A 22541-nucleotide genomic window follows, 5' to 3' on the forward strand; every position below is an offset into this window, starting at 1 on the left:
GCGCACAGCGGGCGATTCTTGAGAATTCTTAAGAAGGCGAGACGAACAGAACCCGCGACAAGAACCGCGAGGCAGCAGGCAACAACTCGGAAGACATCGCGACGAGCGTCGCGACAAGAGATCGGCTAAAAAACGCCTAAAAAGCGCCGCCGCTGCGCGCCGCTCAGGTTCGAACCGGGCCGAACTCGAGAAGGCGCGCCAATGGCTTCGCGTACAACGTTACTCCAGGGCCGCAAGGCAGAGGCCCACGCAGGCACGCGCAAAAAACCGCCGGCGCGTGCCGCTCGCCTTAACGGCGACGGAATTGCGAATTGCTGCGCGCGGCGCCGCCGCCTGCACGCTCGTCTTTGTGACGGAAGTTGATCCGGCCTTTGGTCAGGTCGTAGACCGACAGTTCCAGCGTCACGCGGTCGCCCGCGAGAATACGAATGTGGTTCTTGCGCATGCGTCCGGACGCGTAAGCGCCAACCACGACGCCGTTGTCGAGCGTCACGCGGTAACGGCTGTCCGGAAGTACTTCGTCGACGATACCGTCAAGTTCAAGCAGTTCTTCTTTCGCCATGCATAACTCCTGGTCGATGGGATAAGGGTTTGCGCGACGCCTTGCGGGCGGCGCTGCATCAGATACGGTTGCAAGCGGGCGGCAGGCCCGCCGTGCGGCAACGGCTTATGCGCCGCCGTGACCGCTCAAAGATCGGCGACCGACTGGCCGTCCACGCGGCCGTCGATCAGTTGCTCGGCGTGAGCCATGCACGCGATGCGCGCCTTGCCCGTGCCGTCGAACGGAAACAGATACTGCAGGCGGAACACGCGGCCCTCGGCGGCCGGATTCGCGCCCACGCGGCAAATGCGCACCGACGCGTCGTAGCCCGCGTCCGGATTGCGGCTCGTCTGGCCGTCGGTGGGGCGGCGCGGATAGACGAGCGGGTGAATCTCATAACCTTTGTACGTCTTGACTGCCGAGTTCATTAGCATAGATGTCCTGTAATACGTGGCCGGCATGTCACGCGTGTTACGCGCGGCACCGCAGGCCGGGCAGCGCAGCACCGGAAAGGCGCGCCGCCATTGAAAAAGTTAGCGCAGGCCCGATAGCGAGGGCTTGAGCGCGCCGCGTAAATTCGCGGATTCGATGGAGAAGAAACACGCTGATGTCGCGCGGACACCAGGCGGGTGAAAGCTGAAACTCAGCTGAACAACTCAGCTACACAACTCGCGACGGCTAATGCTGGCGGCGCATTGCCGGAGTGACGGGATCGCCGACGGGCGGCGGTCGAACAGTCGGGGGTGTTGCGCAGATGCGGTATGAGACAGCCAGGCTGCGAATGCGGAATACAACTATTCCAATATGATGCACTAAATACGTCTGATTGGATAGTAAAAAGTTCCATCCACGAACAGAGGGGCCGGCCGGTCGCTACAATGGCGAGTTGCCGCGCGAGGCAGCACGCGCCCCCGAACACCGTCACATCGTCATCCAATGCGCCAGACAACCGCGACCCCCGTGAAAGACCTGCTGCTCGAGCGCTACGCTCCCATCGCCGACGGCATCGCGGCGCTCTTCTATCCGTGCGCCGAAGTCGTGATCCACGATCTGCGCGACCAGACCATCGCGTACTTGGTGAACAATCTGTCGAAGCTCGAAGTGGGCGGTCCCTCGGTGCTCGACGAAGTGCACTATGCGGCGCGCGGGCGCACCATCGGCCCGTACGAGAAGCTGAATTGGGACGGCCGGCGCATGCGCTGCGTGAGCAACATTCTGTTCGACGACAACGGCAAGCCGGCCGGCATGCTGTGCATCAACTTCAATATCGCGGTGTTCGAAGACGTGCGTTCCACGCTCGACCTGTTCATCCGCGGCGGCAATTTGACCGACGCACCCGCCGAAGACCTGTTCCGCGACGACTGGCAGGACCGCATCAACACGTATCTGCATACGTGGCTGCGCGAGCGGCAGATCGGCATCAACGCGCTCACGCGCGAACACAAGCGCGAGATCGTCGAGGCGCTGCATGCGCAAGGCGCGTTTCGCGGCCGCAGTTCGGCGAACTATGTGGCCGCCGTGCTGACGATGGGCCGCGCAACCGTCTACAAAATCCTCAAGCAGATGAAGGAAGGCGGTTGAGTCGTGGCACTGTCCAACCCAAGGAGAATTCGATGGCTGAAATCACGCGCTACCGCCATTACAAAGGCGGCCTCTACGAACTGATATGCGAGGCGACGCTCGAATCCGATCCGACTGTCACGATGATCGTCTACAAGGCGAGCAACGGCACGATCTGGACACGTCCGGCGTCGGTGTTTTTCGAGCAGATCGAGCATGAAGGCGCGACGATGCCGCGCTTCGCCAGGATCGATTGAGGGGATAAGCCTCGCTTCTCTCAACGCGGCGACGACGACTGCAGCTCCACAGCGTCCGGCGCTTCGATCACCACATCGGTTTCGGCAATCGCGACGCACGGCAGGATATAACCTTCCTGCTTTTCCTCGCGGCTAAGACCTGGCCATTCGATCGTGTAGCGCACCTGTCCCGCCGTCATTTTGCAGATGCACGTACGACACGTGCCGTTGCGGCATGAACGCGGCAAGCGCAGATCGGCGAAGCCGGCGGCTTCCAGAATGGTGAGCGAATCGGGCGCTTCGAAGCTGCGGCCAAGCGGCTCGACGCGCACGACAGGTGGGCGGTGTGAATCGGACATCGTGTGAATGTGTCACTGTGCTCGTCACACTTTACACGGTCGCGCGGTCTTTCCTGGCGGCCGTCGCTGTATCGACGCTTCAATGAGTCGTGCCGGCCCGCCGCAAATAGCGGTACACCGTATTGCGCGCGAGTCCCAGTTCGCGTGCCGCCGCCGACACATTGCCGTCCAACCGCGCAAGCGTCTGCGCGATCAACGTGGCCTGCCAGTCTTCCATGCGCGACGGCGCGGGCGTCTGAGCGCTACCTGGATTGCCGTCCGTCGCGTCGTCGCAGGTTCGCAGAGACGAGCGCGAGTCGTCGTTCGCCGCCGAATCGGCGCAATCATGCAGAAAGTCTTCCGGCAGATCGTCGAGTTCGATTTGATCCGCGCCTTCGGCCATGATGCTCGCGGTGCGCAGCACGTTCGCCAGTTGCCGCAGATTGCCGGGCCAGCGGCATTGCATGAAGCGCTCGAGCACTTGCGGCGAAACGCGGCGCGGCACGCCGTCGCCCTCGCACTGAAGTTCCAGCACACGCGCGATGAGCGCTTCCAGATCCGTGCGCTCGCGCAGCGCCGGCAACGTCACAACGAGTCCGTTGATGCGGTAGTACAGGTCCTCGCGGAAGGTGCCTTCCTCGATCATCGCGCGCAGATTGCGGTGCGTCGCGCACACGATCCGCAGATCGACTGGAATGGCGCGCGTGCCGCCGAGCGGCACCACGCTGCGCTCCTGCAGCACGCGCATGAGCCGCACTTGCTGCGCGAGCGGCATATCGCCGATTTCATCGAGGAACAGAGTGCCGCCGTCGGCCTGCACGATCTTGCCGACGCTGCCGCGTTTTTTTGCGCCGGTGAACGCGCCGTCTTCATAGCCGAACAGCTCGGCCTCGATCAAACTGTCGGGCAGCGACGCGCAGTTCAACGCGACGAACGGCGCCGTGCGCCGCGGCGAATCGTGATGGATCGCGCGCGCGAGCCATTCCTTGCCGGTGCCTGTTTTGCCGAGGATCAGGATCGGAATGTCGCGACCGCGCACCTTGCCGACGCGCCGCAGAATCGCGGACATTTGCGCGTCGCCGGTGTCGAGTGTTTCAAGTGTGGCTGGCGTGACATTGGACGGCGATTCCACAATCCGCGCCGCGTGACGCGCGCCATGCGTTGTCAAGCCACGCGCCGTGCCGGCAACATCCGCTGCCGGCGCGACATAACGCTGCGCCGAATACTCGCCGCGCGCGACAACCCGCACGCCGCTCGGCAACGTCAGCACGATATTGTCGCCCGGCGCGCGCGCGATCCGCTGCAACACGTCGGCGAACGCGGCGCCGAACAGCGCCTCGAACGGCTGCACCTGCAACGCGGGGAGCGCTTGTCCGAACTGGAACAGCGCACTGCGGTTGGCCGACAGGAATGTGCCGTCGGCGGCGAACGCGGCGAGTCCCTCAAACAGCGTGCCGATGAATTCGGCGCGCGCGTGAAAGTGCACGCGCAACGCATCGGCGAATTGATTGGAGAACAGATGATTTTCGATCATCTGCGCCGACATTCTAACGAGCGCCAGTGTGTGCTTATGAAAGCCGCGCGTGTCGCCGCTCACGTCGAGCGCGCCGATGGTGCGCCCGAACGGATCCGCAATCGGCGCGCACGAGCAGGTGAGAATGCGGTTCGCGTGCAGGAAGTGTTCGTCGGCGTGAACCACGGTCGGCTGTCCGTCGACGAGCGCCGTGCCGATTGCATTCGTGCCGCGGTCGGCCTCGGCCCACGACACGCCCGGACACAGCGCGACGCGATTCGCCTTCGCGACGAAATCGCTGTCGCCGAGACTATGGAGGATCACGCCCTGGCTGTCGGTGAGCAGCACCATGCTTTGCGTGTCGACGATCTGCGCATGCAGCGTTTCCATGACCGGAAGCGCATGCGTATACAGCGACTGATTGCACTCAACCAGTTCGCGCAGCGCAGGCCGGCGCAGCGGCTGAAAATCCGGCATTTCCGACGCGCGCAGCCCGAGTTCGAGCGAGCGCGCATGAGCTTGCGCGATGACATCGGGCCGACCGATGCGGGACGGCGTGGCGGGGCGATGGCTCAAGGCATGTCTCCGGTATTCGGATGCGGCGGGTGCGTTGCCCGCCGTTCGATGCCGCAGCGCAGCATGCGCGCTTGCGGGCGAACACCGATATTACAGGAGCCGAAGCCGCGCGCGTCGCAGGGAAAACACCCGGCGCGGGTCGGTAGGAACGCAAGCGCCATGCACGCTTCGTGCGCAATCGCGTGCGCAATTCGCGGGCAACTTCGCACCTGGATCAAGCGGCGTAAAGGAAAACTTGCGCCGCGCAGGAACTCGTCTAAAGTGAATCAAATCATCCTCGCGACGTGCGAATGGCGCGTTTCCGCATGCGACGGATGACGAGCCCGCGTCGCCGGCATTGGACAAGGAGGAGGCAGCCCGGGGCGCGATCAGATGTAACCGGCGTGCGCATTACCCATGCGAATCATGCGCGGCGCCTAACTTCCAGGTGACTCCCATGCAGATCCTTTTCCCGAATGAAAATCCTGAGTATTCAGGTCGCGAACTCACCCTGGCGTTTCCGGCGCTGGTCGATGGGCAGAGGGTGGAGTGCATGATCACCGCGGAAGCGCTCGAAGATCATTTCGGCGCCGCGTCGCCGCGTCTGGAAGACATGGTCGGCGCGTTCGACACGCACCGCGAGCGCATCGAAGCCGCCACGCGTCGTCTGCTCTCTGAGACGAGCGCGCAATGCGTTGTGCTGCGCAGCGGCTATGTGCGCTTTTATGAAGCGAACTGGCGTGCCTGAGCGCATCGGCACGCCGCGGTTCGCAAGAACTTACTCGCTGCCGAGGTAGAAATAGCGGAACAGGAAGATCGCCGCGATGATCCACACGACGAGCTTCACCTGGCGCGCGCGGCCGGTCAGCAACTTCAGTCCCGCATACGAGATGAAGCCGAACGCGACGCCATTCGCGATCGAGTAAGTGAACGGCATCAGCAGAGCCGTGAGCGCGGCCGGCACGACTTCGGTTGCGTCGTCCCACGGCAGGTCGAGCATTTCGCGCAGCATCAGGCACGACACGTAGAGCAGCGCCGGCGCCGTCGCGTAGCCGGGCACCACGCCCGCGAGCGGCGCGAAGAACAGCGCGGCAAGGAACAGCACGGCCACCGTGACCGCCGTCACGCCGGTGCGCCCGCCTGCCTGCACGCCCGACGCGCTTTCGATATACGCGGTCGTCGACGACGTCCCGAGCATCGAGCCCGCCAGAATGGCGGTGCTGTCCGCAAGCAGCGCGCGGTTCAGCCGATGCATCTTGCCTTCCACCAGCAGACCCGCGCGATTGGCCACGCCCATCAGCGTGCCCGTTGCATCGAACAGTTCAACGAGGAAGAACACCAGGATCACGTTCAGCACGCCGGTGGACAGCGCGCCGCGAATGTCGAGCTGGAACAGCGTCGGCGAAATCGACGGCGGCGCGGACACGATGCCGTGGAACTGATTGCCGCCGAAGAAAAAGCTCAATACGGTCACGCCGACAATGCCGATCAGGATCGCGCCGCGCACGCGCAGATAGTCGAGCGTGACGATCGCGAAAAAGCCGATGATCGCGAGCACCACATGCGGGTTATGCAGATCGCCGAGCGTGACGAGCGTAGCCGGATTGCCGACCACGACGCCCGCCGTCTTCAGCGAAATGATCGCGAGAAAGAGGCCGATGCCGCCGGTGATGGCGATGCGTATCGAGTGCGGAATGCCGGTGACAATGACCTCGCGCACGCGAAACAGCGTGACGACGAGAAACAGGCACCCGGAGATGAACACCGCGCCGAGCGCGGCTTGCCACGTAAAACCCATGCCCTTGACGACCGTGTACGCGAAGTACGCGTTCAGGCCCATGCCCGGCGCAAGCGCGATCGGGTAGTTCGCATACAGACCCATGATCAGCGAGGCCAGCGCGGCGACGAGGCAGGTCGCGACGAACACGGCGTCTTTCGGCATCCCCGCGTCGCCCAGAATCGCCGGGTTCACGAAGATGATGTAGGCCATCGTCAGAAAAGTGGTCAGGCCGGCCAGCACTTCCGTGCGCAGATTGGTGCCGGCGGCGTCGAGGCCGAAATAGCGTTTTATGGAATCCATATGGCGGGTCTCTCGTCGTAGGGGCGAGATGATACCTTGCCAGCGCGTGGGGCGCAGCCGCAAGCGAATTTACGATGTCGCCAGGCAACGGTGCGCGCGGCTTACGGCTCGCGTGGCTTCGTCAGACGGTCCACCACGGCGTTCAGCATATCGACGCGGCAGCGGAAACACGATGGTCGAGTTCTTGTCGGCGGCAATCGTCGTCAGCGTTTGCAGGTAGCGCAACTGCATGGCTTGCGGCTCGCGCGCGAGCGTCTGCGCGGCCTGCAGCAATTGCTGCGACGCCTGCAATTCGCCTTCCGCATGAATCACCTTCGCGCGACGTTCGCGCTCGGCTTCGGCCTGACGGGCAATCGCGCGGATCATCGTTTCGTTGATGTCCACATGCTTGATCTCGACGATGGCGACCTTGATGCCCCACGCATCGGTCTGCGCATCGAGCACTTTCTGGATGTCGGCGTTGAGCTGTTCGCGATCGGCGAGCAGTTCATCGAGTTCATGCTTGCCGAGCACCGCGCGCAGCGTGGTCTGCGATAGCTGGCTGGTCGCCTCGAAATAGCGCGCCACCTGGATCACGGCCTTCTCCGGATCGACCACGCGAAAGTACACCACCGCGTTGACCTTGACCGAAACGTTGTCGCGCGTGATCACGTCCTGCGGCGGCACGTCGAACACGACCGTGCGCAGGTCGATGCGCACCACCTGCTGCACGACCGGAATAATCAGCACGAGCCCAGGCCCCTTGACCTTCCAGAAGCGCCCGAGCATGAACACGACGCCGCGTTCGTACTCGCGAAAGATCTTTATCGACGACGCAATCAGCGCGGCGATGAGCAGAATCAGAATGCTGCTGAAGCCGAATGTGAAACCGATCATGAGGTTTTTCCTCCGAGAGAGGGGTGTTGTTGTTGCTGTTGTTGCTGTGCTTGCTGTTGTTGGAGCGCCTGCGCGGCGGCGACGGGCTCCACCGTGAGCGTCAGCCCCTGGCGCGCGGTCACGCGAACCGCGTCGCCGGCCGCGAGCGGAACCGCGCTCGACACCTGCCAGCGCTCGCCGTTGATCCGCGCCCAGCCGGCCAGGTTGCTGTGTGCCGCGCCTGGGTCTGCGGCCGCGTCTGAGGCGGCCACGAGACCGCCTTCGAGCACCACGCCGACGCTGCCGATCAGCCCTTCGGAACCCGTCACCACCGGCCTGCGCCGCGCCCGCAGCGCGAGCTGCGATACGCCCAGCACGAACAGCACGCTGAATACGGTGACGGCGGCGATCATCGGCAGCGGGATGCCGTAGCCGGGCACGTCCGTGTCGATCAGCATCAACGCGCCGATCACGAACGCGACAATGCCGCCGAAGCCGAGCGAACCGAAGGTCGGCAGAAACGCCTCGCCGATCAGAAACGCGATGCCGAGAAAGATCAGGCCGAGGCCGACGTAGTTGACCGGCAGCATCTGCATGGCGAACAGCCCGATAAGCAGACTGATCGCGCCGACCACGCCGGGCAGCACGAAACCGGGGTTCGCGAATTCGAAGAAGAGGCCGTACATGCCGAGCATCAGCAGCATCAGCGCGACGTTCGGATCGGTGATGACCGCGAGGAAGTGGCTGCGCCAGTCGGCTTCGAGCGTGACGACGGGCGCATGCGCCGTCGCGAGCTTGACGTTGCCCGCGCTCGTTGCGACGGTGCGGCCGTCGAGCTGACGCAGCAGATCGGGCACGTCGCGCGCGTTGAGGTCGACGACGTGCTGCGCGAGCGCGTCGGCGGCGGTGAGGCTCACCGCCTCGCGCACCGCGCGCTCGGCCCAGTCGGCGTTGCGCCCGCGCATTTGCGCGAGGCCGCGGATATAGGCGGCGGCGTCGTGAACCTGCTTGCGCAGTTCCGTCGATTGGGTGTCGAGCGGGAGTGTGGTGGGGGAGCTGGTTGATGCCGGGCTTGTCGTGGCGCTCGCGCCGCTTGCGCTGCTGGCGCCACCAACGCCACTAGCCGAACCGCCGGCCCCCGGCGCCGGCGCCGGCGCTTGCGGCGTGCGATCGCCCGTGCCCGGCAGGCGCGGCGTGCTGCCTCCCGAAGGCTCCGTGCCGCCGATGCCCATCTGGATCGGCGTGGCCGCGCCGAGGTTGGTGCCCGGCGCCATCGCCGCAATATGGCTCGCGTAGACGATGTAGGTCCCCGCGCTCGCGGCCCGCGCGCCGCTCGGGGCGATGAACGTCGCGACCGGCACCGGCGAGCCGAGGATCGCCTTGATGATCTGCCGCATCGACGTATCCAGTCCGCCCGGCGTATCCAGTTGCAGCACGGCGAGTTGCGCGTGACTGTCGGCGGCGCGTTGCAGACTGCGCACGATGAAGTCGGCGCTCGCCGGTCCGATCGCGCCGCTGACGGGAATCACGACCACGCTGTTGAGCGCTTGCGCGGCGGCGTTCTGTCCACTGACGGGCGCAGCCTGGGCCACAGCCGCATCTTCGCCCGACGCGAAGCCAGGTACGAACCCAGGCCCAAACAGACCCCCAACCGCGAACGTCAAAAGCATCCCGAACGCGGTCATGCCGCGCAGGAACCGGCGCGCGACACCGCCGCGGATAAACGGCCGGCGCGCGCCAGACTGCCGGAACGGGCGACGTGAAGACGTGCTCATGGCTAACGGGCGCCGCGTGCCGTCGACGGATACGAAGACGGACCGGCGCGGGCCGACCCTCCAGGAAGACTGGCCTGCTTCTTACAGCTTAGTCCGATTCCGCGCGCCGCGTGAGGTCCGCGCGCGCCGGACGATAGTCGGTGGGCCGCATGCCGGTCCATTTGCGGAACGCGCGATGAAACGCGCTCGGCTCCGCAAAGCCCACCGACGCCGCGATGTCCGCAATCGTGCGGCGCGACTGCTGCAATTCGCCAATCGCAACGTCGCGCCGCAGGTCGTCCTTGATCGACTGATACGTATGGCCTTCCTGCTTCAGACGGCGCCGCATGGTCGCCTCGGCGACGTTCAGGCGCGCGGCCATCTGGTCGGCGGCGGGCCAGCTCGCCATCGGCAACGCGCGCAGCGTTTTGCGCACGCGCGCGGCCAGCGAACCCGGATTGCGGTATTTGACGACGAAGCTCGCCGGCGCATCGCGCAGAAACGGCCTCGCCGAGTTCGCCGTTTGAATCACCGGCAGCTCGAGAAATGCCGGCGAGAGATCCACGTAAGACTCCGGCTGGTCGAACGCGATGTCGTCGCAAAACATCAGCCGGTACTCGTGCGCGGCGGGCGGCTCGGCGCAGCGAAAACGCGCTTCGATCAGCGGAATGCGGCGCCCGACCAGCCAGCACAACAGCCCATAAACGACGATGAAATACGTCGCGTACGCAAACATCGTGGGCGGCCGGGTTCCCTCGCGTTCGACGAAGGTGAGGCGCACGCGCTCCGCGTCGGTCTCGACGCGCGCGCCGAGATCGTCCAGCACGAGCCGCATGAAACCGATTGCGCGCGACAACGCCTGGGCGCCGTTGCGCGCCGTCAGCGCCGTCTGCGTCATCGCGATGAAGCTGCCGAATTTCATGCGATGCGAGTCCTGGCCGAAGAATTCATCGTCGAGCGCGCGTGCGATGCCGACCCACAACGCGCCGTATTGCGCCGACGACACGCGGCTTTTCGGCGACGCCAGCATCGGCGCGGCGATGCCGGCGGCTTCTGCAAGCTGCAGCGCATCCACACCGCGCGCCGCCGCGAGCGCAAGCGTTTCGTTGACCAGCGCAACGGAGATGGTGCCTTTTTCGGTTTTCATCGGCGATGGTTCGGCAGGGTAGTTGAAGTGGCAATCGCGCTCAACGTTTTGCTTATCAGAAAAGCTCTAATGCGGCAAAAACGCGGCCGTTGCCGCACTGCATGGTATCAGTATGGCAAATGCGCTCACACATAATGATCGCGCTGAGCATCGAAGCCGGCGGCCGGCTTGCCTACACTTGCTTCGAACGCAAGCACAGGACTCACGCTCATGGACAGTTTCTACACCGAAGAACAACGCATGATCCGCGACGCGGCGCGCGACTTTGCCAGCGAGCGCCTTGCGCCGAACGCCGCTCAATGGGATCGCGACGCGCAACTGCCCGCGGACGTCGTGAGACAAATGGGCGAGCTCGGCTTTCTCGGCATGATCGTGCCGCCGCATTGGGGCGGCTCATACACCGACTACGTGGCCTACGCGCTCGCGCTCGAAGAAATCGCCGCGGGCTGCGCCGCGTGTGCGACGCTGATGAGCGTGCATAACTCCGTCGGCTGCGGACCGATTCTGAATTTCGGCAGCGACGCGCAGAAAGACCGCTATTTGCAGGACCTCGCGACCGGCCGGCGCATCGGCGCATTCTGTCTGACTGAGCCGCAGGCGGGCTCCGAGGCGAACAACCTGCGCACGCGTGCGGTGCTGCGCGACGGCAAGTGGATACTCAACGGCAGCAAGCAGTTCGTGACCAACGGTGCGCGCGCCGACATCGCCATCGTATTCGCGGTCACGGACCCCGATCGCGGCAAGCGCGGCCTGTCCGCGTTTATCGTGCCGACCGATACGCCGGGCTTCAACGTCGGCAAGCCCGAACACAAGCTCGGCATTCGCGCGTCCGACACCTGCCCGATTTCGCTCGACGACTGCGCGGTGCCCGAAGCGAATCTGCTTGGCGAAGCGGGCGAGGGCCTGCGTATCGCGCTGTCGAACCTGGAGGGCGGACGCATCGGCATCGCGGCGCAAGCCGTGGGCATTGCGCGCGCCGCGTTCGACGCCGCGCGCGCCTATGCCAGCGAGCGCATGCAGTTCGGCAAGGCGCTGAAGGATCATCAGACCATCGCCAACATGCTCGCGGACATGGCCACGCGCCTGAACGCCGCGCGCCTGCTCGTGCATCACGCAGCGCGGCTGCGCTCGGCGGGCGAGCCGTGTTTGTCGGAGGCATCGCAGGCGAAACTGTTCGCGTCGGAAATGGCCGAGCAGATCTGCTCGAACGCGATCCAGATTCACGGCGGCTACGGTTATCTCGAGGACTACGCGGTGGAGCGCCATTACCGCGACGCCCGCATCACGCAAATTTACGAAGGAACCAGCGAAGTGCAGCGCATGGTGATCGCGCGTCACGTTTGAACGCTGCGCGAGCCGAGTTTGAGCGCAAAATAGCTTGCGGATAAAACTAAACCCGAGCAAACGCGGACCAATACCGCGCCCATCAGGAGACGACCATGACTGCAGCGAAAGCATTTGTCGACGCACGCGATCTGTTATTGCGCCATCGAACCGACTATGAGCGCGCATACCGCGAGTTCGCGTGGCCGGTGCTGGACGAGTTCAACTGGGCGCTCGACTACTTCGACGTCATCGCGCGCGATAACGACAACCCGGCGTTGTGGATCGTCGACGATCCGGCAGGCGAGGGCCTGCGTTTGTCGTACGCGCAAATGTCGGAGCGCTCCGCGCGCATGGCCAACTTTCTGCGCGGCGTGGGCGTGCAACGCGGCGACCGCGTGCTGCTGATGCTGCCGAACCGCGTCGAACTGTGGGACGTGATGCTCGCCGCAATGAAGCTCGGCGCGATCGTGCTGCCCGCCACCACGCAGCTTTCCGCCGACGACGTGCGCGACCGCGTGCAGATAGGCGGCGCGAACTTCGTCGTGGTGGACAGCGCGGAGCTGTCCAAATTCGATTCGCTCGATGTGCCGTTGACGCGTCTATCCGTCGGCACGCCGCGCGACGGCTGGATCGATCTTGCGGCCGCGTATGACGCATCGCCGCAATTCACGCCGCAAGGCATCACGCGCGCCACCGATCCGCTGCTGCTTTACTTCACGTCCGGCACCACGTCGAAGCCCAAGCTCGTCGAGCATACGCATCAGAGCTATCCGGTTGGCCATCTGTCGACGATGTACTGGATCGGCCTGCAACCGAACGACATCCATTGGAATATCAGCTCGCCGGGCTGGGCCAAACACGCGTGGAGCTGCTTCTTTGCGCCGTGGAATGCGCAGGCCTGTGTGTTCGTTTTCAACTTCGCGCGCTTCGTGCCGAAAGACACGCTGAACGTGCTGGTGCGTTTCAACGTGAGCACCGTGTGCGCGCCGCCGACCGTCTGGCGCATGCTCGTGCAGGAGCCGCTCGCGGATTATCCGGTGAAGCTGCGCGAGATTGTCGGCGCGGGCGAGCCGCTCAATCCGGAGATTATCGAGCGCGTGAAGCACGCATGGAGCATCACGATACGCGACGGTTTTGGGCAAACCGAGACCACTTGCCAGATCGGCAATTCGCCGGGCCAACCGGTTGTGGCCGGTTCGATGGGACGTCCGTTGCCGGGCTACAAAATCGAACTGATCGACGCCGACGATCACCCTGTCACCGAAGGCGAAATCGCATTGCCGATCGGCGCCGATGGCAAGGACCGTCCGCTCGGTCTGATGACCGGCTACGCGAACAACGCGAAGGCGACCGCCGAGGCCATGCGCAACGGTTTCTACCGCACGTCCGACGTGGCGCTGCGACGCGATGACGGCTACTACGTGTACGTCGGCCGCGCCGACGACGTTTTCAAATCATCCGATTACCGGCTCAGTCCGTTCGAACTCGAAAGCGTGTTGATCGAGCACGAGGCCATCGGCGAGGCGGCGGTCGTGCCGAGCGCCGACGCGCTGCGCCTGTCGGTGCCGAAGGCGTTCGTCACCGTGCGCCAGGGCTACGAAGCCGGACCCGAACTCGCGCGCGCGGTGTTCGCGTTCTCGCGCGAAAAGCTCGCACCGTATAAGCGGATTCGCCGTCTGCAATTCAGCGAGCTGCCGAAAACCATCTCCGGAAAGATTCGCCGCGTCGAGTTGCGGCGCCGTGAAATGGAGCGGCAAGCCGAGCCGGCACGCTTACCCGACGAGTACTGGGAAGAAGATTTCCCCGATCTGCGCTAGGCGTCGTCAAGCGTTTTTATTCGATCGTACTTACTGTGCGTCGGCCACTGAGCCACGATGCACACCACCGAGCCACCGATTCACCGCATAGGAGTTTCCAGCATGAGCGCAATTGCCCCGGATACCGTCAAGCTGCTGATCAACGGCGAATTCGTCGAATCGACAACCACCGAATGGCGCGACATCGTCAATCCGGCGACGCAACAGGTGCTGGCGCGCGTGCCGTTTGCGACCGCCGACGAAGTCAACGAAGCGATCCGCTCGGCGCATGCCGCGTTCAGCACATGGAAGAACACGCCGATCGGCGCGCGCATGCGCATCATGCTGAAGTACCAGGCGTTGATTCGCGAGCATCTGCCGCGCATTGCAAAGACACTGAGCGCCGAGCAGGGCAAGACGATTGCCGACGCGGAAGGCGACGTCTTTCGCGGACTCGAAGTCGTCGAGCATGCGTGTTCGATCGGCACCTTGCAGCAGGGCGAATTCGCGGAAAACGTCGCGGGCGGCGTGGACACTTACACGCTGCGTCAGCCGCTCGGCGTATGCGCGGGCATCACGCCGTTCAACTTCCCCGCGATGATCCCGCTATGGATGTTCCCGATGGCGATCGTCTGCGGCAATACGTTCGTGTTGAAGCCTTCGGAGCAGGACCCGTTGTCGACGATGCAACTGGTCGAACTCGCGCTCGAGGCAGGCGTGCCCAAGGGCGTGCTGAACGTCGTGCACGGCGGCAAGGACGTGGTCGACGCGCTCTGCACACATGAACTCGTGAAGGCGATTTCGTTTGTCGGCTCGACGGCGGTCGGCACGCACGTGTATCGCCTCGGCAGCGAGCACGGCAAACGCGTGCAGTCGATGATGGGCGCAAAAAACCACGCCGTCGTGCTGCCCGACGCGAATCGCGAGCAAGCGTTGAATGCGCTCGCGGGTGCGGGCTTCGGCGCGGCGGGGCAGCGTTGCATGGCGACCTCGGTGGTCGTGCTGGTGGGCGCGGCGCAGCAATGGCTGCCGGACATCGTCGCCAGGGCGAAGACGCTCAAGGTCAACGCGGGCCACGAGCCGAATACCGATGTCGGTCCCGTGGTGTCGCGCGCCGCGAAGCAGCGCATTCTCGGGCTGATCGAAGCGGGCGTGAAGGAAGGCGCGACGCTCGCGCTCGACGGCCGCGGCGTGAAAGTGCCCGGCTACGAGCAGGGCAATTTCATCGGCCCCACGATTTTCAGCGACGTCAGCACGGAGATGGAAATCTATCGCACGAGAGATTTTCGGGCCGGTGCTGCTGGTGCTCAACGCCGCGACGCTCGACGACGCGATCGCGCTCGTCAACCGCAATCCGTTTGGTAACGGCGTCGGACTGTTCACGCAAAGTGGCGCGGCGGCGCGCAAATTCCAGAGCGAAATCGACGTCGGCCAGGTCGGCATCAACATTCCGATTCCGGTGCCCGTGCCGTTCTTCAGCTTCACGGGTTCGCGCGGTTCCAAGCTCGGCGATCTGGGTCCGTACGGCAAACAGGTCGTGCAGTTCTATACGCAAACGAAGACCGTCACCGCGCGCTGGTTTGACGACGACACGATCAACGACGGCGTGAACACCACGATCAGCCTGCGCTGAGCGAGCCGCAAACACGGAGACGGCATCATGAAAATAGGCTTTATCGGACTCGGCAACATGGGCGCGCCGATGGCGCACAACCTCTTGAAGGCGGGCCATGCGGTCAACGTTTTCGACCTGAATGCACAAGCCGTGCAGGCGCTTGTCGATGCGGGTGCTAAGGCGGCCGCTTCGCCGAAAGCGGCGGTCGCCGATGTCGAATGCGTGATCACGATGCTGCCCGCGGCAGCGCATGTGCGCAGTGTGCTGACGGCTGACGACGGCGTGCTCGCGGGCGTTCCCAAAGGCGTGACCATCGTCGATTCGAGCACGATCGATCCCGCCAGCGTGAAAGCGTTCGCGGAACTCGCGGGGCAGCACGGCAATACGTTTGTCGATGCACCCGTGTCCGGCGGGACCGGCGGCGCGGCCGCGGGCACGCTGACCTTCATGGTCGGCGGCAGCGCGAGCGCGTATGAAGCGGTGAAGCGGGTACTGTCGGCGATGGGCAAAAACATCGTGCATTGCGGCGACACGGGCACGGGCCAGGTCGCGAAGATCTGCAACAACCTCGTGCTCGGCGTCACGATGGCGGGCGTGGCCGAGGCCATGTCGCTCGGCGAAGCGCTCGGCATCGACGTGAAGGTGCTTGCCGGCATCGTCAATACGTCGACGGGGCGCTGCTGGAGTTCGGACACGTATAACCCGATGCCGGGCGTGATCGACAGCGCGCCGTCCTCGCGTGGATACAGCGGCGGTTTCGGCACGGATCTCATGCTGAAGGATCTCGGCCTCGCGACGGATGCGGCCAAATTCGCGCGTCAACCCGTCTATCTCGGCGCGCTCGCGCAGCAGCTTTATCAAACGATGAGCGCAAAAGGCGCGGGACGTCTGGACTTTTCGGCGGTCATCAAGCTTTATCGTCAAGGGAGCTTGAGTGACAACGGCAGCGGCAACGACAGCACGAAGGGAGACGCGTAATGATCGAACTCGATTACGCGCACAACGGAACCGTCGCGCAACTCACGCTCAAGCGCCCGCCTGCGAATGCGTTCACGCCCGAAGGCTTGCTGCAATTGCAGCAGACCGTGGAGCGTCTGAACGGCGACGCGCGCGTTCGTGCGATCGTCATCACGGGCGAGGGCCCGAAGTTCTTCAGCGCGGGCGCCGATCTCAACACCTTCGCCGACGGCAATCGCGACGTGGCGCGTGTCGCGGCGGCCCGCTTCGGCGCCGCCTTCGAAACGTTGCAGAATGCGCGGCCCGTGGTGATCGCCGCGATCAACGGTTATGCGATGGGCGGCGGGCTCGAATGCGCGCTCGCTTGCGACATCCGTATCGCCGAACATCACGCGGTGATGGCGCTGCCCGAGACCGCGGTCGGCTTGCTGCCCTGCGGTTGCGGCACGCAGACGCTGCCGTGGCTCGTCGGCGAAGGCTGGGCGAAGCGCATGATTCTCACCGGCGAACGCGTCGACGCGGCGACCGCGTTGCGCATCGGTCTCGTCGAAGAGGTCGTGGAAAAGGGCGCTGCGCGCGAGGCCGCGCTGATTATGGCGGCGCGCGTCGCAGGGCTGAGCCCGCAGGCGGTCGGCTTCAGCAAGACGCTGATTCATCAGGCGCGCAACGGCGTGCCGCGTTCGGCTGCGCTCGCGCTGGAGCGCGAACGTTTCGTCGATCTGTTCGACGGAGCCGATCAGCGCGAAGGCGTCAATGCGTTCCTCGAAAAACGCGCGCCGCGCTGGGAGGTCATGCAAAGCGTAGATGCCGCCCGCGCAAACGAGGAGACGCAACGATGAGCGCCTTGCAAAGCGTCGCATCAGAATTCGCATCCGAAGCCGGCGCAGAGCCGGAACGCGAGATCCTCTTTCGCGTCGTCAACCGCGTCGCGATCATCACGCTAAACCGGCCCGCTGCGCTGAATGCGCTATCGCACGCGATGATTCGCGAGCTTGCGATGCTGGTCGAACATTGCCGCAACGACGACGGCATCGTCGCGCTCGTGCTGAAAGGTGCGGGAAACAAGGGCTTTTGTGCGGGCGGCGATGTGCGCGAGGTGCATCGGCTCGCGAAGAACGGCGACAACCGCTGGCTTGCATTTTTCATCGACGAATACCGGCTCGATTACGCGCTGCATACTTTTACGAAGCCGGTCGTCGCGCTGCTCGACGGCATTGCGATGGGCGGCGGCATGGGGCTCGGCCAGGCGGCGCGGCTGCGCATCGTCACCGAGCGCAGCAAGATCGCGATGCCGGAGACGCGCATCGGCTTTCTGCCCGACGTTGGCGCGACGCGCTTTCTCGCCGCGATGTCCGCGGAACTGGAACTGTATGTCGGCCTCACGGGCGCGACGCTGTCCGGCGCCGATGCGTTGCGGCTGCAACTCGCCGATCTGTGCGTGCCGGCCGACTGGCTCGCTTCTTTCGAAGAGCGCTTGCGGCGCATGCCGCATGACGGCGATCTGATGAGCGCATTGCGCGGCGTGTTCGAGCCGCCCTGCAACATCGTGCCGCACGCCGCGTTGGCGCAGTTGACGCCGCAGGTTCTACGGCATTTCGACCGGCGTTCGGCCGTCGACAGAATCGTCGCGACGTTGCGGCACGATCTCGAACGCGACTTGCCGCGTGAAGTGAAGCAATGGCTGCAATCCACCTACGATGCGCTCGTCGCGCACTCGCCGACCATGCTTTACGTGACGCGCGAGGCGTTGTTGCGCGGCCGGCAGATGACACTCGCCGAATGCTTCCGGATGGAGCTCGGAATCGTCAAACGCGCGATCGAGGAGGGCGATTTCTGCGAAGGCGTGCGCGCGCAGTTGATCGACAAGGACCGCAAGGGACGCTGGGCGCCGGCCACGCTCGCCGAAGTGCGGCCCGAGCGGGTCAGGCATTTTCTGACTTCGCCGTGGAAGCGGGAGGCGCATCCGCTGGGCGATCTGGGTGTCGATACGAATTGATGCACCAGCCAGATTCACGACCAACCATGAGCCGCGATGACCGCGGCGGCCAACGCGGCATCACGGAACGGAAAACGCGATCAGTTCACCTGCAACTGTCCGCCTCTTCCCAGGCCGCCCTTGACGTCCTGCGCCTTGTAGCTACGGAGCGCGACGACCATCTTGTTGTATGCGTCGATGAACGCCGCGACCGTCGCCTTGCCTTCCGGCGTCCTTGAGAATCCGCTCAGTCCGCCTCCTGCGCCGCCGCCGAGGCCGGCCAACGCCGCGCCATAGTTGGTCGCGGTCGAGTTGCCTTCGGCCGCCGATATTTGCAGCGCCGAACGCACATCGAAGAGCGTCAGCGTGACCACCGACGCCTTCGACTGCATGCCGCCCGCGATCTTGCCCAACGCATTGCCGCCGATCAACCCGCCCAGCACGCCGCTGACGCCGCCAATCGCCGAGTCGTTGATAATGATCTGCGGTTCCATGTAGTAGTCTGCCGCGACCCGTTGACCTTTCTGCTGTTTCGATCCGGCGCGGTACTCGCCGGAATTGCGCTGCAAACCCGTGATGCGCGACAGCCGTGCATCGGTCTTCTGATTGCCAATCGACGTGATCACAAAACAGTTCGATTGCTGTACTGCAAGACGCAGCAGCGGTTCGATCGTCGTGACCTGAGTCGCGCTGCCGAATGGACCGAACCAGTCTGCATTGCGTCCGTCGTCGACCGCAATCGTGCCGAGCGGCGCCTTGCAGCGCTCGAGCGTTTCGTCGGCGCCCGCGCTTGTCGAGCCACCGGCTGCACCGGAGACACCCGCGCTTTGTCCGCCAGTGGATACCATGCCCCCGCAGGCGCTTAGAGATCCGATCAAAATGATCGAGAAGACGCCCTTGGCGCTCCGATATGTCGAATTGAGCTTCATGTTTTGATCTTCTTGGAGGATGCGTGATGCAGTTGACGGAATATCAATGAGATGGCCGAGCGGATATGTTCTTTTCCAGATGCGTCAATACCAGTACCAGCCCCGGCCTTGCCAATAGCCCTGGTAGGGATAATCGGCATACCAGTTGCCGTAAAGCGCACGCGCCTCTGTCTGCCACCGGTAGTAATCCTGATCGGATTGCTTGGCCGCTCGCGCTTGCGCGAGTAGTTTTCCCGACTCCTTATCGCCGCGTTCCGATGCGATCATCAGCCACTTCTCGGCCTCACGAGGATCGGGTCCCATCTCTTCGAGACCGAACAGATAAAAACGGCCCAGTGCTTTCTGTGCTTGCAGGTCGCCGCCTTCGGCCGCCTTGCGCATCCATTTGAGCGCCTGATAACTGTCCTGACGCACGCCGTCGCCGCGAAAATAACGCAGGCCCAGGTCGTAAGCTGCACGCGGGTTGGTCTCCCCGGCTTTTACCAGCGCGGCGATGCGCCGGTCCGAATCTGTTTCGGCCGAATCGTGGCCGTTGCGCGAAGCGTCTAAGGCAATCTGACTTTTTGGCCGCTCGGCACATCCACTGTCGTCGCAAATGCGCACGAACTGACTCGCCGACTGATCATGCGCACAGGCCGCCAGAATGAGGACGGCCGATGGCGCCAATTGGCGATACCCCATTTGTGATCCCCGGTTCTGATTGTGAAATCGCGCCAGGAAACGCAAGCCGAGGTTAGCGTTGGGTTTTCCTGACGCGTATCTTCATAACTAAGACAGGCGGAAAAATAGTAGCAGTTGCGCGTTGCGCGCTTTTGCCTGAGCGTCTCTATTACTTGTGTGTGCGTCTCAGTGCATGTTCACTTGTCGAGCTTGTCCAGCACGTCGCGCAGCGAGCCTGGCGAGTGGCCGCCGCGGCGAGACGCGGCTGGCTGCGCAGGTTCCGCTGCGCCCCGCTCGCGGGCGTCGCTCGGCGAGCAGCCGAACGCCTGGCGAAAGCTACGGCTGAAGTGCGACTCGCTCTTGAAACCGTACTGGAACGCCAGCGTGGAAAGCCGCTGTTTCCGGCCCTTCGGGCTTTCCAGTATCTCGCGGATTTTTGCCAGCCTGCGCTGCTGGATATACGCGGCGACGCCCGACTCGCGCGCGAACAGCCGGTACAGATGAGCGCGCGAAATGCCCACGTCGCGGCAGATCTGCTGCGGAGAAAGCTGCGCGGCCGTCAGATTCGCATCGATATAACGGCGCACGCGGACCAGCAGCGCGTGGTTGATCTCGTTTTCGGCATCGGCGAGCGTTTGAGCCGATGGCGCCAGCGCCGCCGAGACCATCGCCAGTGTCGCCTGCTCGATATAGGGCATGTCGGCGGGCGACAGGTACGGCAACTGGCGCCGCAGCGAAATCATGTGGTCGCCGAGCAAGGCGCTCATCGGGCCTTGCAGCACGGCGCCATGCAGATTCGCCGAGCGGATGCGCGGCTCGAGCAGATCGCGGGCGATCGTCAGAATAACCGTGTCACCGGCTACGATTTCCGAATCGAGTTCGCGGGCCAGATCGAGTACATAGATTTTCGACGGCTCTGCTTCGATCGGCGTGCGAGCCGCATATCCGGATAGAGAATGAGTAATGCCGAGGCAGAGATAAAAATGATCGAGGCCGTCCCTGCGGATCATTTGCGCTGACCGCTTTACGCCATAGGCGACCGGTTCCTGCTGTCCGGCCCAGGTGCCGCAACCCATCAATAGAGAGCCGATATAGCCGGTGGAAAGATCGTAATTGAAACTGGAAGAAACCGACTTTTCGATATCGACGTCGAATATCGCGTTCACCTCGTCACGCCATACTTCAAATCGTTGCTCATTCGGGTACGGTTCAGTACAAAAGCGATAGAAATATGGATTCAATCTCGAACTCCGGGAGTGAAGGGTCATATTGCCGGATCTTTTGATTCAGTGTTGCACGCGTTTTCGACAATCATGCCTTATATGGAGAAGAGGTGTGATTCGTCTAAGCGCCTATTAATGTTTTGCGTGAGTCCCGATTAAATCCACGCTCACGGTGCTGTCGTGCGCGATCGCGGGGCGCGAATGCCCCGCGACGACGCATGCGGCCATGCATTCGGCCAGGCGTAAGCCCACATTTCATGGCCTCGATCGCCTGGCACGCTTCTCGCATAACCGTCGTGCGGAGTATAAGCGGCTAGCGCCGGGCGAACGGTTCGCTTCGGCGTGGGGCATTGCTCCTGGGGTGCATCGCGCACCCACGTCGACTGTGTCGGCGTTCGAATGAAATCGCCCGATTTCAACGACAGGACACGCAGTATCGCCCCTGACTTTCGAACGTCCTCATGGTCTTCCAATGTCCTCATTCGGGAGCCATTCATGCGTTTCATTCGTCGCCTGTTTTGCACCGCTGTTCTCGGTCTCGCCGCGCTTGCCGCTCACGCCGACGACCACATCACCGTCCTCACAAGCTGGTACGCGCAGGCCGAGCACGGCGGCTTCTATCAGGCTGTCGCCACCGGCCTCTACAAGAGAGCCGGACTCGACGTCACCATCAGGATGGGCGGCCCGCAGGTCAACGGCATGCAACTGCTGGTGGGCGGGCAGGCGGATTTCATCCTCGGCTATGACTTTCAGGTGCTGTCCTCGATCGAGGCAGGCATTCCTGTCGAGACCGTCGCCGCTTCGTTCCAGTTCGACCCGCAAGGCATGCTCACACACGACGACGTGAAGAGCCTCGGCGACCTCAAGGGCAAGACGATCCTGGTCGCCGGCTCGGGCCGCACCTCGTGGTGGCCGTGGCTCAAGGAAAAGTACGGCTACACCGACGGCCAGACGCGTCCTTACACCTTCAACCTGCAACCGTTCTTTGTCGACAGGAACGTCGCGATGCAGGCTTATCCGTCTTCCGAACCGTTTCAGGCGGAACGCGCCAACGTCAAGACGCACTTTTTCCTGTTCGCCGACGACGGCTATCCGCCCTACAACACGACCATCGTCGGCATGAAGAAGAGCATCGACGCGAAGCCGGACGTGGTCGCGCGTTTCGTGAAGGCTTCGATGGAAGGGTGGAAGAGCTATCTGTCCAATCCTGCGCCGGGCAACGAGCTCATCAGAAAGGACAACCCGGAGATGACCGATGCGCAGCTCGCGTTCGGCGTCGCGCAACTGAAGACGCTCAAGCTCGTGACCGGCGGCGATGCGGCCACGCTCGGCATCGGCGCGATGACCGATGCCCGCTGGAAGAAGACCTATGACTACATGGTGTCAGCGAAGCTGCTCAAGCCGGGCACGGACTATAAAAGCGCCTACACGCTGAAGTATGTGCAGAACGCGAAGGTGATGCCTTGAAGGTGATGCCTTGA

Annotated in this window: 19 protein-coding genes and 2 pseudogenes; 10 read left to right on the top strand and 11 right to left on the bottom strand. The window is 63.7% G+C overall.

The features are described 5' to 3' along the window. Positions 1-289: 289 nt before the first annotated feature. Positions 290-562, bottom strand: a complete 273-nt coding sequence (infA, locus tag ABIE53_RS27850; RefSeq protein WP_006046712.1) for a translation initiation factor IF-1 — start codon at positions 560-562, stop codon at positions 290-292. A gap of 125 nt (positions 563-687) precedes the next feature. Then, positions 688-969, bottom strand: a complete 282-nt coding sequence (locus ABIE53_RS27855; RefSeq protein ID WP_029965846.1) for a hypothetical protein — start codon at positions 967-969, stop codon at positions 688-690. 508 nt (positions 970-1477) lie between these two features. Here ABIE53_RS27855 and ABIE53_RS27860 point away from each other — a divergent pair. Both ABIE53_RS27860 and ABIE53_RS27865 read left to right on the top strand, forming a co-directional pair. Further along, positions 1478-2122 carry a helix-turn-helix transcriptional regulator gene (locus ABIE53_RS27860; RefSeq protein ID WP_006046714.1) on the top strand — a complete coding sequence of 215 codons (645 nt, stop codon included), beginning with the start codon at positions 1478-1480 and terminating at the stop codon, positions 2120-2122. A gap of 32 nt (positions 2123-2154) precedes the next feature. Further along, a complete protein-coding gene (locus tag ABIE53_RS27865; RefSeq protein WP_107707443.1) occupies positions 2155-2358 on the top strand; it encodes a DUF1653 domain-containing protein in 204 nt (67 codons plus the stop codon). Between the two features lie 20 nt (positions 2359-2378). Here the strand turns inward: ABIE53_RS27865 and ABIE53_RS27870 are convergent, their stop codons facing one another. Both ABIE53_RS27870 and ABIE53_RS27875 read right to left on the bottom strand, forming a co-directional pair. Next, a complete protein-coding gene (locus ABIE53_RS27870; RefSeq protein WP_192699103.1) occupies positions 2379-2696 on the bottom strand; it encodes a 2Fe-2S iron-sulfur cluster-binding protein in 318 nt (105 codons plus the stop codon). Positions 2697-2775: 79 nt separating this feature from the next. Then, positions 2776-4764, bottom strand: coding sequence for a sigma-54-dependent Fis family transcriptional regulator (locus ABIE53_RS27875; protein WP_192699102.1), 1989 nt, complete (start codon positions 4762-4764; stop codon positions 2776-2778). 436 nt (positions 4765-5200) lie between these two features. Between ABIE53_RS27875 and ABIE53_RS27880 the strand changes: the two genes are divergently transcribed. Continuing rightward, a complete protein-coding gene (locus ABIE53_RS27880) occupies positions 5201-5491 on the top strand; it encodes a DUF1488 family protein (RefSeq protein ID WP_006046718.1) in 291 nt (96 codons plus the stop codon). A gap of 30 nt (positions 5492-5521) precedes the next feature. Here the strand turns inward: ABIE53_RS27880 and ABIE53_RS27885 are convergent, their stop codons facing one another. The 4 genes and pseudogenes from ABIE53_RS27885 to ABIE53_RS27900 all read right to left on the bottom strand — a co-directional run bounded on the left by ABIE53_RS27885 (position 5522) and on the right by ABIE53_RS27900 (position 10579). Beyond that, complete coding sequence (locus ABIE53_RS27885; RefSeq protein ID WP_006046719.1) at positions 5522-6823, bottom strand: NCS2 family permease; 1302 nt, start codon at positions 6821-6823, stop codon at positions 5522-5524. Between the two features lie 101 nt (positions 6824-6924). Next, a pseudogene (locus ABIE53_RS27890) lies at positions 6925-7699 on the bottom strand (slipin family protein). Further along, positions 7696-9453, bottom strand: coding sequence for an NfeD family protein (locus ABIE53_RS27895; RefSeq protein WP_192699101.1), 1758 nt, complete (start codon positions 9451-9453; stop codon positions 7696-7698). Before ABIE53_RS27895 ends, ABIE53_RS27890 begins: the two are co-directional and overlap by 4 nt. Positions 9454-9541: 88 nt before the next feature. Continuing rightward, the gene (locus tag ABIE53_RS27900; protein ID WP_192699100.1) at positions 9542-10579 is read right to left on the bottom strand and encodes an AraC family transcriptional regulator; all 1038 of its coding nucleotides are present in this window, start codon (positions 10577-10579) and stop codon (positions 9542-9544) included. 210 nt (positions 10580-10789) lie between these two features. Between ABIE53_RS27900 and ABIE53_RS27905 the strand changes: the two genes are divergently transcribed. The 6 genes and pseudogenes from ABIE53_RS27905 (at position 10790) to ABIE53_RS27930 (ending at position 18269) form a co-directional block, all read left to right on the top strand. Further along, positions 10790-11923, top strand: coding sequence for an acyl-CoA dehydrogenase family protein (locus ABIE53_RS27905; RefSeq protein WP_107707437.1), 1134 nt, complete (start codon positions 10790-10792; stop codon positions 11921-11923). Positions 11924-12018: 95 nt separating this feature from the next. Further along, positions 12019-13722, top strand: a complete 1704-nt coding sequence (locus tag ABIE53_RS27910) for an AMP-binding protein (protein ID WP_107707436.1) — start codon at positions 12019-12021, stop codon at positions 13720-13722. Positions 13723-13824: 102 nt separating this feature from the next. Beyond that, positions 13825-15334: pseudogene (locus tag ABIE53_RS27915) on the top strand (CoA-acylating methylmalonate-semialdehyde dehydrogenase). A gap of 27 nt (positions 15335-15361) precedes the next feature. After that, complete coding sequence (mmsB, locus tag ABIE53_RS27920) at positions 15362-16294, top strand: 3-hydroxyisobutyrate dehydrogenase (RefSeq protein WP_192699098.1); 933 nt, start codon at positions 15362-15364, stop codon at positions 16292-16294. Beyond that, complete coding sequence (locus tag ABIE53_RS27925; RefSeq protein WP_192699097.1) at positions 16294-17112, top strand: enoyl-CoA hydratase; 819 nt, start codon at positions 16294-16296, stop codon at positions 17110-17112. The genes mmsB and ABIE53_RS27925 overlap by 1 nt, the downstream gene beginning before the upstream one ends. Next, positions 17109-18269, top strand: a complete 1161-nt coding sequence (locus tag ABIE53_RS27930) for an enoyl-CoA hydratase/isomerase family protein (RefSeq protein ID WP_192699096.1) — start codon at positions 17109-17111, stop codon at positions 18267-18269. The genes ABIE53_RS27925 and ABIE53_RS27930 overlap by 4 nt, the downstream gene beginning before the upstream one ends. 80 nt (positions 18270-18349) lie before the next feature. On the opposite strand, the gene ABIE53_RS27935 is transcribed toward ABIE53_RS27930, so the two are convergent. The 3 genes from ABIE53_RS27935 to ABIE53_RS27945 all read right to left on the bottom strand — a co-directional run bounded on the left by ABIE53_RS27935 (position 18350) and on the right by ABIE53_RS27945 (position 21003). After that, positions 18350-19177, bottom strand: a complete 828-nt coding sequence (locus tag ABIE53_RS27935; protein WP_006046729.1) for a hypothetical protein — start codon at positions 19175-19177, stop codon at positions 18350-18352. Positions 19178-19261: 84 nt separating this feature from the next. After that, the gene (locus tag ABIE53_RS27940) at positions 19262-19858 is read right to left on the bottom strand and encodes a tetratricopeptide repeat protein (RefSeq protein ID WP_006046730.1); all 597 of its coding nucleotides are present in this window, start codon (positions 19856-19858) and stop codon (positions 19262-19264) included. Between the two features lie 176 nt (positions 19859-20034). Continuing rightward, complete coding sequence (locus tag ABIE53_RS27945; protein ID WP_310074973.1) at positions 20035-21003, bottom strand: helix-turn-helix domain-containing protein; 969 nt, start codon at positions 21001-21003, stop codon at positions 20035-20037. A gap of 552 nt (positions 21004-21555) precedes the next feature. Between ABIE53_RS27945 and ABIE53_RS27950 the strand changes: the two genes are divergently transcribed. After that, positions 21556-22527 carry an ABC transporter substrate-binding protein gene (locus ABIE53_RS27950; protein WP_192699095.1) on the top strand — a complete coding sequence of 324 codons (972 nt, stop codon included), beginning with the start codon at positions 21556-21558 and terminating at the stop codon, positions 22525-22527. Positions 22528-22541 lie beyond the last annotated feature (14 nt).

Source organism: Paraburkholderia sp. OAS925 (assembly GCF_040543975.1).
GTDB classification, from domain to species: Bacteria; Pseudomonadota; Gammaproteobacteria; order Burkholderiales; family Burkholderiaceae; genus Paraburkholderia; species Paraburkholderia graminis.

What these genes read in the sequence shown, in the direction of transcription:
- ABIE53_RS27925 (WP_192699097.1), top strand. Translation starts at nt 16,294, where the DNA reads ATGATCGAACTCGATTACGCGCACAACGGAACCGTCGCGCAACTCACG.
- mmsB (WP_192699098.1), top strand. Translation starts at nt 15,362, where the DNA reads ATGAAAATAGGCTTTATCGGACTCGGCAACATGGGCGCGCCGATGGCG.
- ABIE53_RS27865 (WP_107707443.1), top strand. Translation starts at nt 2,155, where the DNA reads ATGGCTGAAATCACGCGCTACCGCCATTACAAAGGCGGCCTCTACGAA.
- ABIE53_RS27900 (WP_192699100.1), bottom strand. Translation starts at nt 10,579, where the DNA reads ATGAAAACCGAAAAAGGCACCATCTCCGTTGCGCTGGTCAACGAAACG.
- ABIE53_RS27930 (WP_192699096.1), top strand. Translation starts at nt 17,109, where the DNA reads ATGAGCGCCTTGCAAAGCGTCGCATCAGAATTCGCATCCGAAGCCGGC.
- ABIE53_RS27950 (WP_192699095.1), top strand. Translation starts at nt 21,556, where the DNA reads ATGCGTTTCATTCGTCGCCTGTTTTGCACCGCTGTTCTCGGTCTCGCC.
- ABIE53_RS27905 (WP_107707437.1), top strand. Translation starts at nt 10,790, where the DNA reads ATGGACAGTTTCTACACCGAAGAACAACGCATGATCCGCGACGCGGCG.
- ABIE53_RS27935 (WP_006046729.1), bottom strand. Translation starts at nt 19,177, where the DNA reads ATGAAGCTCAATTCGACATATCGGAGCGCCAAGGGCGTCTTCTCGATC.
- infA (WP_006046712.1), bottom strand. Translation starts at nt 562, where the DNA reads ATGGCGAAAGAAGAACTGCTTGAACTTGACGGTATCGTCGACGAAGTA.
- ABIE53_RS27855 (WP_029965846.1), bottom strand. Translation starts at nt 969, where the DNA reads ATGAACTCGGCAGTCAAGACGTACAAAGGTTATGAGATTCACCCGCTC.
- ABIE53_RS27870 (WP_192699103.1), bottom strand. Translation starts at nt 2,696, where the DNA reads ATGTCCGATTCACACCGCCCACCTGTCGTGCGCGTCGAGCCGCTTGGC.
- ABIE53_RS27860 (WP_006046714.1), top strand. Translation starts at nt 1,478, where the DNA reads ATGCGCCAGACAACCGCGACCCCCGTGAAAGACCTGCTGCTCGAGCGC.
- ABIE53_RS27940 (WP_006046730.1), bottom strand. Translation starts at nt 19,858, where the DNA reads ATGGGGTATCGCCAATTGGCGCCATCGGCCGTCCTCATTCTGGCGGCC.
- ABIE53_RS27895 (WP_192699101.1), bottom strand. Translation starts at nt 9,453, where the DNA reads ATGAGCACGTCTTCACGTCGCCCGTTCCGGCAGTCTGGCGCGCGCCGG.
- ABIE53_RS27885 (WP_006046719.1), bottom strand. Translation starts at nt 6,823, where the DNA reads ATGGATTCCATAAAACGCTATTTCGGCCTCGACGCCGCCGGCACCAAT.
- ABIE53_RS27880 (WP_006046718.1), top strand. Translation starts at nt 5,201, where the DNA reads ATGCAGATCCTTTTCCCGAATGAAAATCCTGAGTATTCAGGTCGCGAA.
- ABIE53_RS27910 (WP_107707436.1), top strand. Translation starts at nt 12,019, where the DNA reads ATGACTGCAGCGAAAGCATTTGTCGACGCACGCGATCTGTTATTGCGC.